Genomic DNA, 12,698 nt, shown 5'->3' on the forward strand with positions numbered 1-12,698 from the left:
GACGGCCCCGTGCGCGAAGGGCTCAGGGCCGTACGGGATGGAAGCCGTACGGCAGCTCCAGCCGGTGCGCCCGCAGCAGTTCCTCGTCCGCGAGCAGGTCGCCGGTCGCCCCGTCGGCCGCGATGCGGCCGCCGTCGAGGATCACCGAGCGCGGGCAGAGCTGCATCGCGTACGGCAGATCGTGCGTCACCATGAGCACGGTCACCGGCAACCGTTCCAGGATCTCGGCCAGCTCGCGCCGGCTCGCCGGGTCCAGGTTGGACGACGGCTCGTCGAGCACCAGCAGCTGCGGGCGCATCGCCAGCACCGTGGCCACCGCGACGCGCCGCCGCTGGCCGAACGACAGGTGGTGCGGCACCTGGTCGCGGTGCTCCGTCATGCCCACCGCGGCGAGGGCCTCGGTCACCCGCTCGTCCAGCTCGGCGCCGCGCAGCCCCAGGTTGGCCGGCCCGAACGCCACGTCCTCGGCGACCGTCGGCATGAACAGCTGGTCGTCGGGGTCCTGGAAGACGATGCCGACCCGGCGGCGGATCTCGGCGAGGCGGGCCCGGTCGCGCGGCTCCACCCGCAGGCCACCCACGTCGACCGTGCCGGCCCCGCCGTGCAGCACCCCGTTGAGGTGCAGCACCAGCGTCGTCTTGCCGGCCCCGTTCGGCCCCAGCAGCGCCACGCGCTCACCCTCGCCGACGGTCAGGTCCACCCCGCGCAGGGCCACGCTGCCGTCCGGGTACGCGTACGTCAGCCCTTCGACGCGCAGGCCCGCGGTCACCGCAGCACCGCCGTCACCGCGATGACGGCGGCCGCCGCCGGCAGCGCCGCGGACTGAGCCCACTGCGCGGCCGTCGCGCCCCCGGTCTCCGGACGCGGCAGCCGCCCGTCGTAGCCTCGCGACACCATCGCCAGATAGACCCTCTCACCGCGCTCGTACGCCCGCAGGAACAGCGATCCCACGCTGACCGCGAACGCCTTCACCTGCCACAGGAACCTCGGATCGTAGCCGCGCGACAGCCGGGCGATCCGCATGCGCCGCGCGTCCTCGGCCAGGATGTCGAGGTAGCGCAGCATGAACGTGGCGATCTGGGTGAACACGGACGGCACGCGCAGCCGGTCCAGCCCGAGGATCAGATCCCGCATGGACGTGGAGGCGGCCAGCAGCAGCGACGCCACGACGCCGAGCGTGCCCTTCGCGAAGATGTTCCACGCGCCGTAGAGGCCGTCGACCGACAGCGACATGCCGAGCCACTCCACCCGTTCGCCGTGCCCGGCGAACGGCAGCGCGACGGCGAGAACCACGAACGGCAGCTCGATGCTCGCGCGCTTGGCCAGCCATCCCACGGGTACGCGTGCCAGCGCGGCGACCGCCACGAGCAGCAACGCGTACCCGCCGAAGGCCCGGAACTCCTCCCTCGGGGTGAGCACCACGACGACGGTGAAGAGCAGGGTCGCGAGGATCTTCACCTCGGGCGGGAGCCGGTGCACCACGCTCGGGCGGTCCAGGTGCAGCGGATGGGCGTGACCGGCCCCCACTAGACCTCGGCTTCCGTACGGGCCGTGGCGTGCTCACCGTCGCCGGCCGCCGCGTCGTCGCGCCGCCGGACCAGCCGGAACAGTGCCGCGCCCACGCCGAACGTGATGAGCACGCCGAGCACGCCGGACAGCCCGGTGGACAGGCTGTCGTCGCCGAGCCCGCGGATGCCGTAATCGGCCAGCGGGCTGCCGCTCAGCTGGTGCGCCTGCTCCTTCTGGAGCATGCACGTGCCGCCGGTGATCCGGTCGTCGGCGTCGAAGGTGCAACCCTGGCGGGCGGTGGCGTCCAGCCCGTCCGGGCTGCTGGAGGCGAACGAGCTCACCACGCCGGCCAGCAGCAGGGCGACCAGCAGGCCGCCGGCCAGGAACCATCCGAGTCGCTTGCTCATGCGGCACCTCCGCCGACGGGTACGGGCTCGGCCGCGGGCGCCTTGCGGAACCGGCGCAGCGCATAGACCAGGTCGGGGCGTACGCGCGCCACGGTCATGACGGTCGTCGCCGCGATCAGTCCCTCGCCGATGCCGATGAGGACGTGGACGCCGGCCATGGTCCCGGCGATCGCCGGCAGCGACAGCTGGGTCGTGCCGCCCAGCCAGTATTCGGCGACGAAGCCCTGCGAGGCGATCACGACGCTCACGACGGACGCGGCGAAGGCGGTCACGCCCAGCCCGGCGGGGGTCTTGGGCAGGATCCGCAGGAGCGCCGCCACCAGCACATAACCGGCGGCAGTGCCGAGCAGAGCCATGTTGGTGATGTTCAGGCCGAGTGCGGTGAGCCCGCCGTCGGCGAAGAGCAGGCACTGGACGATCAGCACGGTGGAGACGCAGAGCGCGCCGACCCACGGGCCGACCAGGATCACGGCGAGAGTGCCGCCGAGCAGGTGCCCGGAGACGCCGGGCAACACCTGGAAGTTGAGCATCTGCACGGCGAAGATGAAGGCCGCCACGAGCCCCGCCATCGGCGCCAGCCGATCGTCGAGATCCGCCCGGGCCCGCCACACGCAGAACGCGAGCGCGGCGGCGGCGAAGGCCGCGAACACCGCCGACACCGGCCCGTTCACGATCCCGTTGGCGATGTGCATCGCCATTGTGTCCATCGAGCCTCCCCAGGCCTGCCTCGTTCAGGCCAGCATATTGCGCCCGTGATGTTGTTGCATAGCATTGGCAACTAGGGCGCGCCTCACGATCATGGCGCCGTTCAGCGGCCCGGCACCAGGCGTGTTACTCAGCGGACACGTGGGTTCTCCGGCCGCTAGAGTCGGTCCGCTGCGCCAGCCCGTTCGCCATGGAAGCCGAGGAGCACTGATGTCCACAGCGATGACCGGAGCCTCCCTTCGCCCCCTGGTGACCGCACCGTCAGGCTCGTGACGCCGCGCGGGTAGCGGCAGACTCAGCACACATCCCGGTCGCCCGGGGCGAAGTGACGCGTGTCACCGGTCCTCGGCGCTGTTCGGCGCCTCCGTTCGCCTTCCCGGGAGCTCTGCCGTGTCCGCTCCACCATCTGTTCCGGGCTCCGCTGATCAGAAGGTCAGCCGGAACGTCCGCCTGCTGAGCTGGTTCAACTTCTTCGGCGACTTCCGCATGTACGGGCCCATCATGGTCATCTACTTCGCGCAGGTCACCGGCTCGTACGCCGCTGCCGCCGGACTCCTGGCCGTGAAGCAGCTGTCGTCGGCAGCGTGCGAAGTCCCCACCGGGGTGGTCTCCGACCGCCTCGGCCGGCGCGGCACGATGATCGCCGGCGCCGTCGTCATGGTGGCCGCCCACGCCGGGTACGCTGCCGCCCCCGGCTACGGCCTCCTGCTGGTCGCCGTGGTGCTGGAGGGAGCGGCGACCGCACTGTGGAGCGGCAACAACGAGTCTCTGCTCTACGACACGTTGCTCGAAGCCGGCCGCGAGGAGGAGTTCCCCCGGCACGCGGGCCGGGTGAACTCGATGTTCCAGATCGCCCTGGCGCTGGCGGCAGCCATAGGCGGCGCGGTCGCCGGCGCGTGGTCGCTACGGGCAGTGGTCGTGCTGTCGATCGGGCCCCAGATTCTCTGCGTGCTCGTCGCCGTGCTGGTCCGGGAACCGCGGGTGACCGGACCGCTGGAGTCGACCGTGCTGACGCATCTCGGATCGGCCCTGCGCGGCATTCGCGACCATCCGGTGCTCCGCCGGATGACTCTGGTGTCGGCGCTGCGCTACAGCGGCGAGAGCGCGGCTCAGTTGTCGCCCGTGTTCGTGGCGGGGCTGTGGCCGCTCTGGGCACTGGGCCTGTGGCGCACGTTCGGCCATGGCGTGGCCTTTGCCGGCTTCCGGATCAGTGGGTGGGTGATCGGCAGGCTGGGCCCGGCTCGCACGCTGCTGTCCGGTGAACTGGTCGACAACGTGGCAAACGTCGTGGCGCTGGTCAAGCCGACGGTGGTGTCGCCCGTGCTGCTGGGATCACCGGCCTACGGCGTGTCGACGATCGCGCAGCAGACGGTGTTGCAGCGCGAGTTCACCGACCGCGAACGCGCGACGATGGGTTCGCTGGCGTCGCTGCTCGGCAGCGTGCTCTACGGCGTCGTCGCCCTCGGAGCCGGTCTGGTGGCAGACCGTTGGGGCATCGTCGCGGCGTTGCTCACGATCCAGGCGGTGGTGCTGATTGCGCTTCCGCTCGCCTGGTGGGTGCATGCGCACGCATCTTCACCCCACGACGGCGCCGGGACGGTGGCGAGATGAGCGCGTTCCCGGTCCGGCCGGGCGGCGGTACGGGCGGGGGCACCTGCCGTGTACGAAGGCCCGCCCGGTCGACCGGGCGGGCCTTCGTGACGCGCTGGCGTGGGCGGATCAGCTGCCGACGAGAGCCCGGGCCTTGTCGGGCCAGGTGCCCAGGCTCGGCGCGAGCCGCATGCCGGCCGCGGTGATGGTGGCCTTGAGCGTCGCCGCGTCGGCGGCGGCCAGCTGCTCGAACGTCGTGATGCCGCCCGCGGCCAGGGCCATCGCCATCTTCGGCCCGATGCCGGCGATCCGGGTGAGGTCGTCCGGCTCGTGGTCGGGACCCGCGCCGACCGGCTCGGCCTCGGTCGCCGCAAGCGGCTCGGCGGCCGGCTCGGTGCCGGTGGCCGCCTCGGTCGGGGTGAGCGGCTCGGTCGCGGTGAGCGGCGACGGCTCCGCGGCGGTCACCGGCTCAGCGGTGCTGCCCGGCTCGGCGAAGGGCTCGGCGACGGTGACGGGCTCGGCGCCCGGGGTGGTGGAGGTGTCCGCCACGGTGGCGGGGGCCGGCTCGGTGTCCGGGGTGCCCACGGGCTCGGCGATCGGCTCCGCGACGGCGACGGGTTCCGCGGCCGGCTCCGCGACGGCGACCGGCGCCGGCGCCGGGGTGACCGGTGCGGGGGCGACCGGCTCCGCGCTGACGGCGACCGGCTCGGGCGCGACGGCCACCGGCGTCGGGTCCGGCCGGGTGGTGACGGCGACCGGCGCCGGCTTCGGCTCCGCGGCGGCCGGCGTCGCCTCGGCGGCGACCGCGACCGGTTCGGGCTCGCGCTCGGCTTCGGTGTCCGCGGGGCGCGGCTCCGGAACCACGGCGGCGGCCGGCTCCGCGGCGGGCGGCTCGGCTTGCTCGGCGGCCGCGGCGGGGGCCGGCTCCGCGGACTGGGCGGTGAGCTGGCGTCCCCGCAGCAGCCAGCCGGCGAGCACGCCGACCACCAGCCCGGCTACGAGAGTGAGGAACGGTGCCACGACATGCCTCCGGACGGCTTCGGGTGAAGATGTAGCGCGCATCATAGGGGAGTGCCCCGGGCGCCCCACAGCTGAACCGCCGTCACGCTGGTCACATCGACGCCGGCGGGTCGGCCGGAAGGGCAACCCGCGCCGCCGCCGGCTTCACCGCGGGCAGCTGGGGCCGGCTCGACCACTGTCCGGCCGGGGACCGCCGCCGGCTTCACCGCGGGCGGGCCGGGGCGGCGCCGCCGAGGAAGCCGGCCTTCACCAGCGTGCGGCTCAGCGGCCGGGCGAGCTCGGCCAGGCGGGCGCAGCCGTCGGTGCCGAGGATCTCGTACGCGGGCGCCGCCAGCCGGTCGGTTTCCGCCTCGAGGTGGGCGCGCAGGTCGCGGCCCTTGCCGGTGAGGTCGTCGCCGGCCATCAGCCCCTGGGAGCGCAGCGATTCCGTCTCGGCCGCCCACTCCTCGCGGCTCCATCCCCGGCTGGCTCGCAGGAAACCGCCGTCGGCCTGGCCCGACGCGGCGTGCAGGATCATCGACTGCAGCCCCGTCACGCCGCCCAGCAACAACGCCGCCACGTGACCGTCGCCGCGGAATTCGCGGAGCAGCATCTGCGCGTGCCACAGCACCAGGTGCGGCTCCTTCGGCCACTCGAGCCCGGCGTGCGCGGCGTACAGGGGACGGCCCGCCTGGTGGAAGATCGCCGACTCGGCCGCGCGCCGGGCCAGGGTCGCCGCCTCCGCGACCCCGTCGCTGCTGAGCGCGTCGCCGAGGCCGCGGTGCAGGGCCGCGTCCGCCGCGGCCAGGCGGGCCTCGATCGCCGCGGCCGGGGTCGTCGTCGCCCAGACCGCCGGCAGGTACCGGGCGACCCGGTCGGGGTGGAAGTTGTAGAACGTCGCGACGACCGGGCCGGGCCCGACCGCCCCGAACACCCCGCCGCGGCTGGCGAAGTAGCCCGCCGAGGCGGAGATGCCCAGGGCTTCGTACCGCTCGGTGGCCTCGGGGACGAAGTAGACCATCGCGTGCAGCGGCTCGGCCAGCCGCCAGGCTTCGCGGGCGACCGCCGGGTCGAGGGATGTCATGCCCGCATCCTGTCATTACCCGCCGGTAGGCGCGACGGTCAGTGCGGCCATGCCCGCCACGGCCTGCACGTCGACCCGGTCGGCGGTGTCCGTCCAGGACCGGCTCGTGAAGGTCTGCCCGGCCGCGACGCCGCGGTGCGTACGCCCGTCGAGCATCACCGACCCGGCGCCCCGGCCGACCTGGACGCGAACCGGCGCCGCGCCGGCGGTACGGACGTCGAAGGAGCTGACGCCGCCGGACATCCGTACGGTCAGCGTCCCGTCCGGCCGGGGCAGCGTGAGCAGGATCCGGCTCGCGCCGCCGCTGAGGTCGACCCCGCCGACCTGGGCGCCGCTGAGGTCGATCGTGCTGCTGTCCGCGCCGCCGGTCACCCGCAGGTCCCACCGCACCCGCGTGCTCAGCGCGACATCGACCGCGTCGGCGTCGCCGTCGAGGCGCAACCGGACCCGCACGCCGGCCTCGTCCGCGCGCGGCGTCGCCGGGCTGCCCTCGGGGATGCTGACCCGGTAGAGCGCGTCGCCCAGGTCGGTCGTCCGCAGCGTGATCGTCCGAGCACCGTCGACCAGGTCGAACACGGCGGCGGTACGCCCGTCGAGCGCGCCGGTCACCGTGTGCGCGGCAGCCGCCGCGGCTGGTGGGCTCCACGGGCGCGGGGCCGGATCGTCGCTGCTCAGCGCGAGGACGGCGGCGCCGGTGAGGACCAGGGCGACGGCGGCGATCCCGGCTGCGACCAGCCACCGCCGGCCCGGCTGTCCGTCGGCCACCGTGGAGGGCTGTCCGTCGGCCACCGTGGAGGCTGTGGGGACCTCCGACGGATCGGGGGGAGAGGTCGTCTCCGCGGGAAAGCCGGGCACCAGCGGCGGAACCCCGGTTGATGAATCCGCCGCGCCCGGTGGGAACTGCGCGGAGGAGCCGGGTGCAGCCGCAGCCGACTCCGGCGGGCGCTTGGTGAGAGCCAGCGACAGCGCGGCGTGGGCCAGGGTGCGGCCGGACGGGGCCGGCTCGGGCGGCGCCGTCGACGCCGCGATCACCGGTAGTTCCTGGGTGGGCTCGTCCCCGGGCAGGGGTGTGCCGGGTGCGGGCCAGTCGGGCGGCGCCGCCTGGGCGGCCGGGTCGTCGGATTCCGGTCCGGTGGTTCCCTGCATGGTGGTCCCTCCATGTCGGTGCCGTCCACCGGTACGGGCGCCGCCGTCGTCCGGGCCGGGTTGCCGACAAAAGTTGCGTGTCACGAAAGATTGCGCGCCACGCAGTTTTTGCCGTACGGTCGTGGACATGGGGTTGCGGGAACGCAAGAAGGCCGAGACCCGGGCGGCGCTGAGCTGGGCCGCGATCCAGCTGACCGTCGAGCGCGGGTTCGACGGCTTCAAGGTCGAGGAGATCGCGGCCGCGGCCGGGGTCTCGCCGCGGACGTTCAACAACTACTTCTCGAGCAAGGCCGAGGCCATCACGTCGCGGCACCTCGACCGGCTCCTGCGCTTCGCCGGGGAGTTGCGGCGCCGCCCGCCGGACGAGCCGCTCTGGGACGCGCTGGCCGGGGCCGCCCTGGCCGAGTTCGAGCCCGGCCCCGAAGTGCTCGCCCATCCCGCGCCCGATCCGGCCCAGTGGGCCGCCGGCCTGCGCGTCATGGTCACCGAGCCCGCGCTGCAGGGTGAGTTCCTGCGGGCGGGCGCGGCCGCCCGGGCGGAGATCGCCGCGGCGGTCGCCGGGCGTACGGGGACCGACCTCGGCGCCGACCTCTATCCGCACCTCGTGGCGGCGGCCGTGCTGGCCGTCGTCGACACCGCCGTGACCCATCACCTGCGCACGAGCGGGGCCGTCCCGGCCGAGCAGTCGCTTGCCGAGGGCTTCGCTTTGATCGCGGCGGGATTGCCCGCGCCGCACTGACGTACGGAGCGGCCTCGCGCCGCGTTGGAGCCGTGACGTACGGAGTGGCGGGACTGCCCGAGCCGCTCTGAAGTCGCCCGCTGGAAAGCCCGGTCACGGGCGGATGACCCGTACCTTCGAAAGGAGTCCACAATGGACGTCGTCATCGCCGGCGGCGGGCCGAACGGCCTGATGCTCGCGTGCGAGCTCGCCCTGGCGGGCATCCGCCCGGTCGTCCTGGAGCGCCGCGCGGGGCCCGGCACCGAGCAGCGCGCCAACGGCCTGGTCGGTCAGGTCGTCCGCATGCTGCACCGCCGCGGCCTGTACGAACGCCTGGTGGAGACCGCCGAGCCGCCGCAGCCGGCGCCCGGCTTCCTGTTCGGAGCGTTCCCGCTCGATCTGCGCGACGTGCCGGACAACGCCCTCTACACGCTGATGGTGCCGCAGCGCCGGATCGAGCAGATGCTCCGCAAGCGCGCGGCCGAGCTCGGTGTCGACCTCCGGCACGGGCACGAGGTCACCGGCTTCACCCAGGCCGGGAGGTCAGTGACGGTGCAGCTGCGAGACCGGCCGCCGCTCGAGGCGCGGTTCCTGGTCGGTGCGGACGGGGGCCACAGCGTCGTCCGCAAGCTGGCCGGGATCGGCTTCCCCGGCGTGACCGACGACCGCGTGGTCTCGCGCACCGCCCACGTCAGCGTGCCCGCCGAGATGATCGGCGCGGACGGCGGCCTGATCGTCCCCGGCTACGGCGTGGTGCCGCCGCTGCGGCACCTCCGCACCGAGCACGGCCTCGTCGTGTGGGGCGTCCTGCCCAGCGGGACGGCCATGCTCACCACGATGGAATGGGACCAGCCGGCCGACGGCGAGGCCTCGCTGGACGATCTGGCGGCCAGCGTACGGCGGGTGCTCGGCGCGGACGTGCCCTTCGAGCCGCCGGCGGGGGACGGGCCGCACCTGCTGCGCCGGCTGTCCGGCGGCAACACGCGGCTGGCAACGCGTTACCGGGACGGCCGGGTGCTGCTGCTCGGCGACGCGGCGCACGTGCACTCGGCCATCGGCGGGCCGGGTCTCAACCTGGGCCTGCAGGACGCGCTGAACCTCGGGTGGAAGCTCGCCGCCCACCTGCGCGGACGGGCGCCGGAGGAGCTGCTGGACAGCTACGAGGCGGAACGCCGCCCGGTCGCCGCGCGCGTCACGATGCACACCCAGGCCCAGTCGGCGCTCATCGCACCCGGCAGCCAGGTCACCGCGCTGCGCGAGCTCTTCGGCGAGCTGCTCACCCTGCCCTCCACCCGTAAGCACCTCGCGGACCTGCTGGCCGGCACGGACATCCGCTACGACATGGGTACGGCCACCGGCCCGCACGTCGGCCGTCCCGCCCCGGACCTGCCGGGCCTGAGCGAGCTGACCCGTACGGGCCGGCCGCTGCTGCTCGACCCGAACGGCGGGCCGGGCGCGGAGGAGTGGGCCGACCGGGTGGACGTGGTGCCGATGCCGGGTCTCGAGACGGCCATGCTGCTGCGGCCGGACACGTACGTCGCCTGGGAGGGAACGGACCGGGCCGGCCTGCGCGACGCCCTCACCCGGTGGTTCGGCGCCGGCCGGCCGGTGGCCCGGAGCGCACACTAGCCGGCCGCTGGTGACCCGGAGCGCGCGTCAGCCGGTCGGCTGGTCGGCTGGATCGCGCGCCAGCCGGTCGGCCTGGCGGGCGGGTCGCGCACTAGGCTGCCGGGGATGGAGGATCTGGCGGCCCGGCTCACCGCGCTGGAGTTCCGGGACCTCACCCAAGAGCGCGTCACCGCCCTGATCATCGACACCGTCGTGGCCTGGGGCGAGGCGCACGGCTGGCGGGTCTACCGGCGGGCGCCCAGCGTGGTCCGGCTGCCGCCGCCGCTGGACCGGCAGCATTCCGTGCTCGACGTCGCGCTGGCCCGCCCGGCCGCGCCGCCGATCGTGGTCGAGGTGGACCACACCGACCGCCGGCGCACGGTGGAGAAGCTGCTGGCGGAGGCGGAGGAGGGGCGCATCCCGTGCTGGATCCGGTGGGGTCCGGGCCGCATCGCCGAACCGCCACCGCCGATCCATCTCATCGCGCTGCCGGTGTCCCGGCACCAGGGCCGCTATTCGCGGACGGCGGGGCCGGAGCGGGCGGCGCCGGAGCATTCGGCGCGCCCGGTGACCGGCGAGGCCGCCGAACTGCCCCTGGACGGCGGCTGACCGCCGGCGCCGGGGTGCGGCGGGCGGATCAGGCGCGGGCGGGGGCGGATCAGGCGCGGGTGCGGCGGGCGGATCAGGCGCGGGTGCGGCCCTTGAGGTGGCGGCCCAGGGCCCGGGCGATCTCCCGGTTGGCGTCGCGCTCGGCGATCGCCTGCCGCTTGTCGTACTCCCGTTTGCCCTTGGCCAGGGCCAGCTCGACCTTCGCCCAGCCGTCGTTGAAGTACAGCGAGAGCGGCACGAGCGCGATGCCGGGCTCGCGCAGCTTGTCGAGGATGCGCGCGATCTCGACGCGGTGCAGTAGCAGCTTGCGCGTACGCCGGGGCGCGTGGTTGGTCCACGAGCCGAAGCCGTACTCGGCGATGTGCAGGTTGTAGAGCATGAGTTCGCCCTCGTGCTCCTGCGCGAACGCGTCGACGATCGAGGCGTAGCCGGCCCGCAGCGACTTCACCTCGGTGCCCGCGAGCACGATGCCCGCCTCGTACGTCTTGAGGATCGCGTAGTCGTGGCGCGCCTTACGGTTGGACGCGATGACCGTGCGACCGGTCTCCCTCGGCATGCGGCTCCCTTCTCCTCGGCCCGATCCAACCGGGTCAGCCTACGGTCGGCCACCGGTTTACCGGCGTTGTCGCCATCTGAACGCGCTCTTGGCCGTCCGCGCGGCCGCGGTCCCCGGTGCGGGAACGAACGCACCGACCTCGGGCGGCACGGCGATCGGCCGGCGCAGGCCCCGGGCGAGGTCGTCCACGCCGTGGCCGAGCGCGTACGCCTTCCCGGCGGCAAGATGGACGAGGCAGCCCCCGGTGACGAGGGTGGTGGCAGGGCGGGAGCATTGCAGGCGATTGCAGGAGGAGGTCCAACGATGATCTTCATTACCGCGAAGTTCGCGATCAAGCCCGAGGACGCCGACCGCTGGCCGGAGATCGCCGGGCCGTTCACCCGCGCGACCCGCGCCGAGCCGGGCTGCCTGTGGTTCGACTGGTCCCGCAGCCTGGACGATCCGAACGAGTACGTGCTCGTCGAGGCGTTCCGGGACGGCGAGGCGGGCGCGGCGCACGTCAACTCGGCGCACTTCAAGCAGGCGCAACAGGACCTGCCGCCGCACCTGCGATCGACCCCGCGCATCATCAGCCAGAACATCGAGCAGGACGACTGGTCCGAGCTGGGAGAGCTCGCGGTCAAGTGAGCCTGACGGCGGGCGCGGCGGACGCCGCGCCCGCCGTCGGATCAGGAGATGGCCGCCTGGACGGCGGGCAGCCAGCGGTCGGCGATCTTGCGGTTGCCGGCGTCGTTGGGGTGCACGCCGTCACCGGTGTCGGTGGCGGTGTCGAAGCCGGTCCACTGGTCGACCACCGTGATCGGCGAGGCTGCGGTGGACAGGCCGGCCGCCCAGCCGGGGATCGCCGCGTTGAGGTCGCGGACGCGGGCCGCGCACTCCGGGCAGGTGGGCGGGTTCATCGCGATGATCTGGGCGACCAGGATCCGCATGGCCGGGTTCTGCGCCCGCATCTGGCCGACGAGCTTGGTGAACGCGGCCAGGATCGTGGCCGTGGGCCGGTTGCTCCACACGTCGTTGGTGCCGAAGTGCATCATGACCACGTCGGGCCCGGTCGCCGCGAGCCAGGCGGGCAGCTGGTTCTGGTCGGCGACGTTGGTGGCCAGGAAGCCGCCGTGGCCCTCGTTCTCCCCGTCGTACGGGAACCCGCACCCCTGCGCGGGCAGCGTGCCGACGAAGTCCACACGCTCGGCCGGCAGTTTCTGCCACAGCAGCGCCCGCCAGCAGCCGGGGGAGCCGGTGATCGAGTCGCCGAGCGGCATGATCTTCACGGCCCGGCCGGCGGGCGGCGGGGTCGACGGCGGCGTGGACGGCGACGACGGCGGGGTGCTGGGGACCGAGCCCGTGCAGGCGGTGCCGTTGAGGGTGAACGCTGTGGGGACGCCGCCGGAGCCCGAGCCGTTGAAGCCGACGCTGGTGGTGGCGTTCGTGGCGAGCGAGCCGTTCCAGCTCGCGTTGCGTACGGTCACATTCGCACCGGACTGCGCGACGACGCCGTTCCACAACTGGGTGACGGTCTGCCCGGACGGGAAGCTGAACCCGAGCGTCCACGCGGTCACCGGGTCGCCCAGGTTGGTGATCGCGATCGAGGCGCCGAAGCCACCGGGCCACTGGTTCGTCACGCTGTAGGCGACCCGGCACCCGGCTGCCGCCTGGGCGGGTCCGGCCGCCGCCACGGCCGCGGCGCCGAGCAAGGCGGTCGTGGCGGCCAGGACGGCCATCGCTCGTCGGTGCATGAGGATCCTCCGGAGGGATGGAGCTGAACCGTGA

14 protein-coding genes are annotated in these 12,698 nt (G+C 74.0%); 5 read left to right on the top strand and 9 right to left on the bottom strand.

Annotated features, from left to right (window positions below):
* Positions 1-22: 22 nt before the first annotated feature.
* The 4 genes from AB0K03_RS34650 to AB0K03_RS34665 are packed head-to-tail and all read right to left on the bottom strand — an operon-like array spanning position 23 to position 2,623.
* On the bottom strand, positions 23-769 hold the full coding sequence (locus AB0K03_RS34650) for an ABC transporter ATP-binding protein (protein WP_364694081.1): 747 nt from the start codon (positions 767-769) through the stop codon (positions 23-25).
* Complete coding sequence (gene cbiQ, locus AB0K03_RS34655; protein ID WP_364694084.1) at positions 766-1,527, bottom strand: cobalt ECF transporter T component CbiQ; 762 nt, start codon at positions 1,525-1,527, stop codon at positions 766-768. The genes AB0K03_RS34650 and cbiQ overlap by 4 nt, the downstream gene beginning before the upstream one ends.
* Entirely contained in the window at positions 1,527-1,916 is a 390-nt protein-coding gene (locus AB0K03_RS34660) for a PDGLE domain-containing protein (protein WP_364694087.1), read from the bottom strand. The genes cbiQ and AB0K03_RS34660 overlap by 1 nt, the downstream gene beginning before the upstream one ends.
* Positions 1,913-2,623, bottom strand: coding sequence for an energy-coupling factor ABC transporter permease (locus AB0K03_RS34665; protein ID WP_364694090.1), 711 nt, complete (start codon positions 2,621-2,623; stop codon positions 1,913-1,915). Before AB0K03_RS34665 ends, AB0K03_RS34660 begins: the two co-directional genes overlap by 4 nt.
* Before the next feature lie 388 nt (positions 2,624-3,011).
* Between AB0K03_RS34665 and AB0K03_RS34670 the strand changes: the two genes are divergently transcribed.
* Positions 3,012-4,232, top strand: a complete 1,221-nt coding sequence (locus AB0K03_RS34670; RefSeq protein WP_364694093.1) for an MFS transporter — start codon at positions 3,012-3,014, stop codon at positions 4,230-4,232.
* Positions 4,233-4,340: 108 nt separating this feature from the next.
* Here AB0K03_RS34670 and AB0K03_RS34675 read toward each other — a convergent pair whose 3' ends face one another.
* From AB0K03_RS34675 to AB0K03_RS34685, 3 genes are all read right to left on the bottom strand, one after another.
* Positions 4,341-5,231, bottom strand: coding sequence for a helix-hairpin-helix domain-containing protein (locus AB0K03_RS34675; RefSeq protein ID WP_364694096.1), 891 nt, complete (start codon positions 5,229-5,231; stop codon positions 4,341-4,343).
* A gap of 202 nt (positions 5,232-5,433) precedes the next feature.
* Positions 5,434-6,294 (bottom strand): SCO6745 family protein, encoded by an 861-nt coding sequence (locus AB0K03_RS34680; RefSeq protein ID WP_364694099.1) that lies wholly within the window; start codon positions 6,292-6,294, stop codon positions 5,434-5,436.
* A gap of 15 nt (positions 6,295-6,309) precedes the next feature.
* On the bottom strand, positions 6,310-7,440 hold the full coding sequence (locus AB0K03_RS34685; RefSeq protein WP_364694102.1) for a hypothetical protein: 1,131 nt from the start codon (positions 7,438-7,440) through the stop codon (positions 6,310-6,312).
* A 127-nt stretch (positions 7,441-7,567) separates the two neighbouring features.
* On the opposite strand from AB0K03_RS34685, the gene AB0K03_RS34690 reads away from it, so the two are divergent.
* The 3 genes from AB0K03_RS34690 (at position 7,568) to AB0K03_RS34700 (ending at position 10,375) form a co-directional block, all read left to right on the top strand.
* The gene (locus AB0K03_RS34690) at positions 7,568-8,179 is read left to right on the top strand and encodes a TetR family transcriptional regulator (protein ID WP_364694105.1); all 612 of its coding nucleotides are present in this window, start codon (positions 7,568-7,570) and stop codon (positions 8,177-8,179) included.
* Between the two features lie 132 nt (positions 8,180-8,311).
* The gene (locus tag AB0K03_RS34695) at positions 8,312-9,787 is read left to right on the top strand and encodes an FAD-dependent oxidoreductase (protein WP_364694108.1); all 1,476 of its coding nucleotides are present in this window, start codon (positions 8,312-8,314) and stop codon (positions 9,785-9,787) included.
* Between the two features lie 105 nt (positions 9,788-9,892).
* Positions 9,893-10,375, top strand: a complete 483-nt coding sequence (locus AB0K03_RS34700) for a hypothetical protein (RefSeq protein ID WP_364694110.1) — start codon at positions 9,893-9,895, stop codon at positions 10,373-10,375.
* 73 nt (positions 10,376-10,448) lie between these two features.
* Here AB0K03_RS34700 and smpB read toward each other — a convergent pair whose 3' ends face one another.
* Entirely contained in the window at positions 10,449-10,931 is a 483-nt protein-coding gene (smpB, locus tag AB0K03_RS34705; RefSeq protein WP_364694113.1) for an SsrA-binding protein SmpB, read from the bottom strand.
* A gap of 303 nt (positions 10,932-11,234) precedes the next feature.
* Between smpB and AB0K03_RS34710 the strand changes: the two genes are divergently transcribed.
* Complete coding sequence (locus AB0K03_RS34710; protein WP_364694116.1) at positions 11,235-11,558, top strand: putative quinol monooxygenase; 324 nt, start codon at positions 11,235-11,237, stop codon at positions 11,556-11,558.
* A 41-nt stretch (positions 11,559-11,599) separates the two neighbouring features.
* Here the strand turns inward: AB0K03_RS34710 and AB0K03_RS34715 are convergent, their stop codons facing one another.
* Positions 11,600-12,664 (bottom strand): cellulose binding domain-containing protein, encoded by a 1,065-nt coding sequence (locus AB0K03_RS34715; RefSeq protein ID WP_364694119.1) that lies wholly within the window; start codon positions 12,662-12,664, stop codon positions 11,600-11,602.
* Positions 12,665-12,698: the final 34 nt, after the last annotated feature.

The sequence above is a fragment of the Actinoplanes sp. NPDC049316 genome, assembly GCF_040677315.1.
Classification (GTDB): Bacteria; Actinomycetota; Actinomycetes; order Mycobacteriales; family Micromonosporaceae; genus Actinoplanes.

Excerpts from the sequence above, each read along its gene's own strand:
- AB0K03_RS34660 (WP_364694087.1), bottom strand. The coding sequence starts at position 1,916 with ATGAGCAAGCGACTCGGATGGTTCCTGGCCGGCGGCCTGCTGGTCGCC.
- AB0K03_RS34665 (WP_364694090.1), bottom strand. The coding sequence starts at position 2,623 with ATGGACACAATGGCGATGCACATCGCCAACGGGATCGTGAACGGGCCG.
- AB0K03_RS34680 (WP_364694099.1), bottom strand. The coding sequence starts at position 6,294 with ATGACATCCCTCGACCCGGCGGTCGCCCGCGAAGCCTGGCGGCTGGCC.
- AB0K03_RS34685 (WP_364694102.1), bottom strand. The coding sequence starts at position 7,440 with ATGCAGGGAACCACCGGACCGGAATCCGACGACCCGGCCGCCCAGGCG.
- AB0K03_RS34690 (WP_364694105.1), top strand. The coding sequence starts at position 7,568 with ATGGGGTTGCGGGAACGCAAGAAGGCCGAGACCCGGGCGGCGCTGAGC.
- AB0K03_RS34695 (WP_364694108.1), top strand. The coding sequence starts at position 8,312 with ATGGACGTCGTCATCGCCGGCGGCGGGCCGAACGGCCTGATGCTCGCG.
- AB0K03_RS34700 (WP_364694110.1), top strand. The coding sequence starts at position 9,893 with ATGGAGGATCTGGCGGCCCGGCTCACCGCGCTGGAGTTCCGGGACCTC.
- smpB (WP_364694113.1), bottom strand. The coding sequence starts at position 10,931 with ATGCCGAGGGAGACCGGTCGCACGGTCATCGCGTCCAACCGTAAGGCG.
- AB0K03_RS34710 (WP_364694116.1), top strand. The coding sequence starts at position 11,235 with ATGATCTTCATTACCGCGAAGTTCGCGATCAAGCCCGAGGACGCCGAC.
- AB0K03_RS34715 (WP_364694119.1), bottom strand. The coding sequence starts at position 12,664 with ATGCACCGACGAGCGATGGCCGTCCTGGCCGCCACGACCGCCTTGCTC.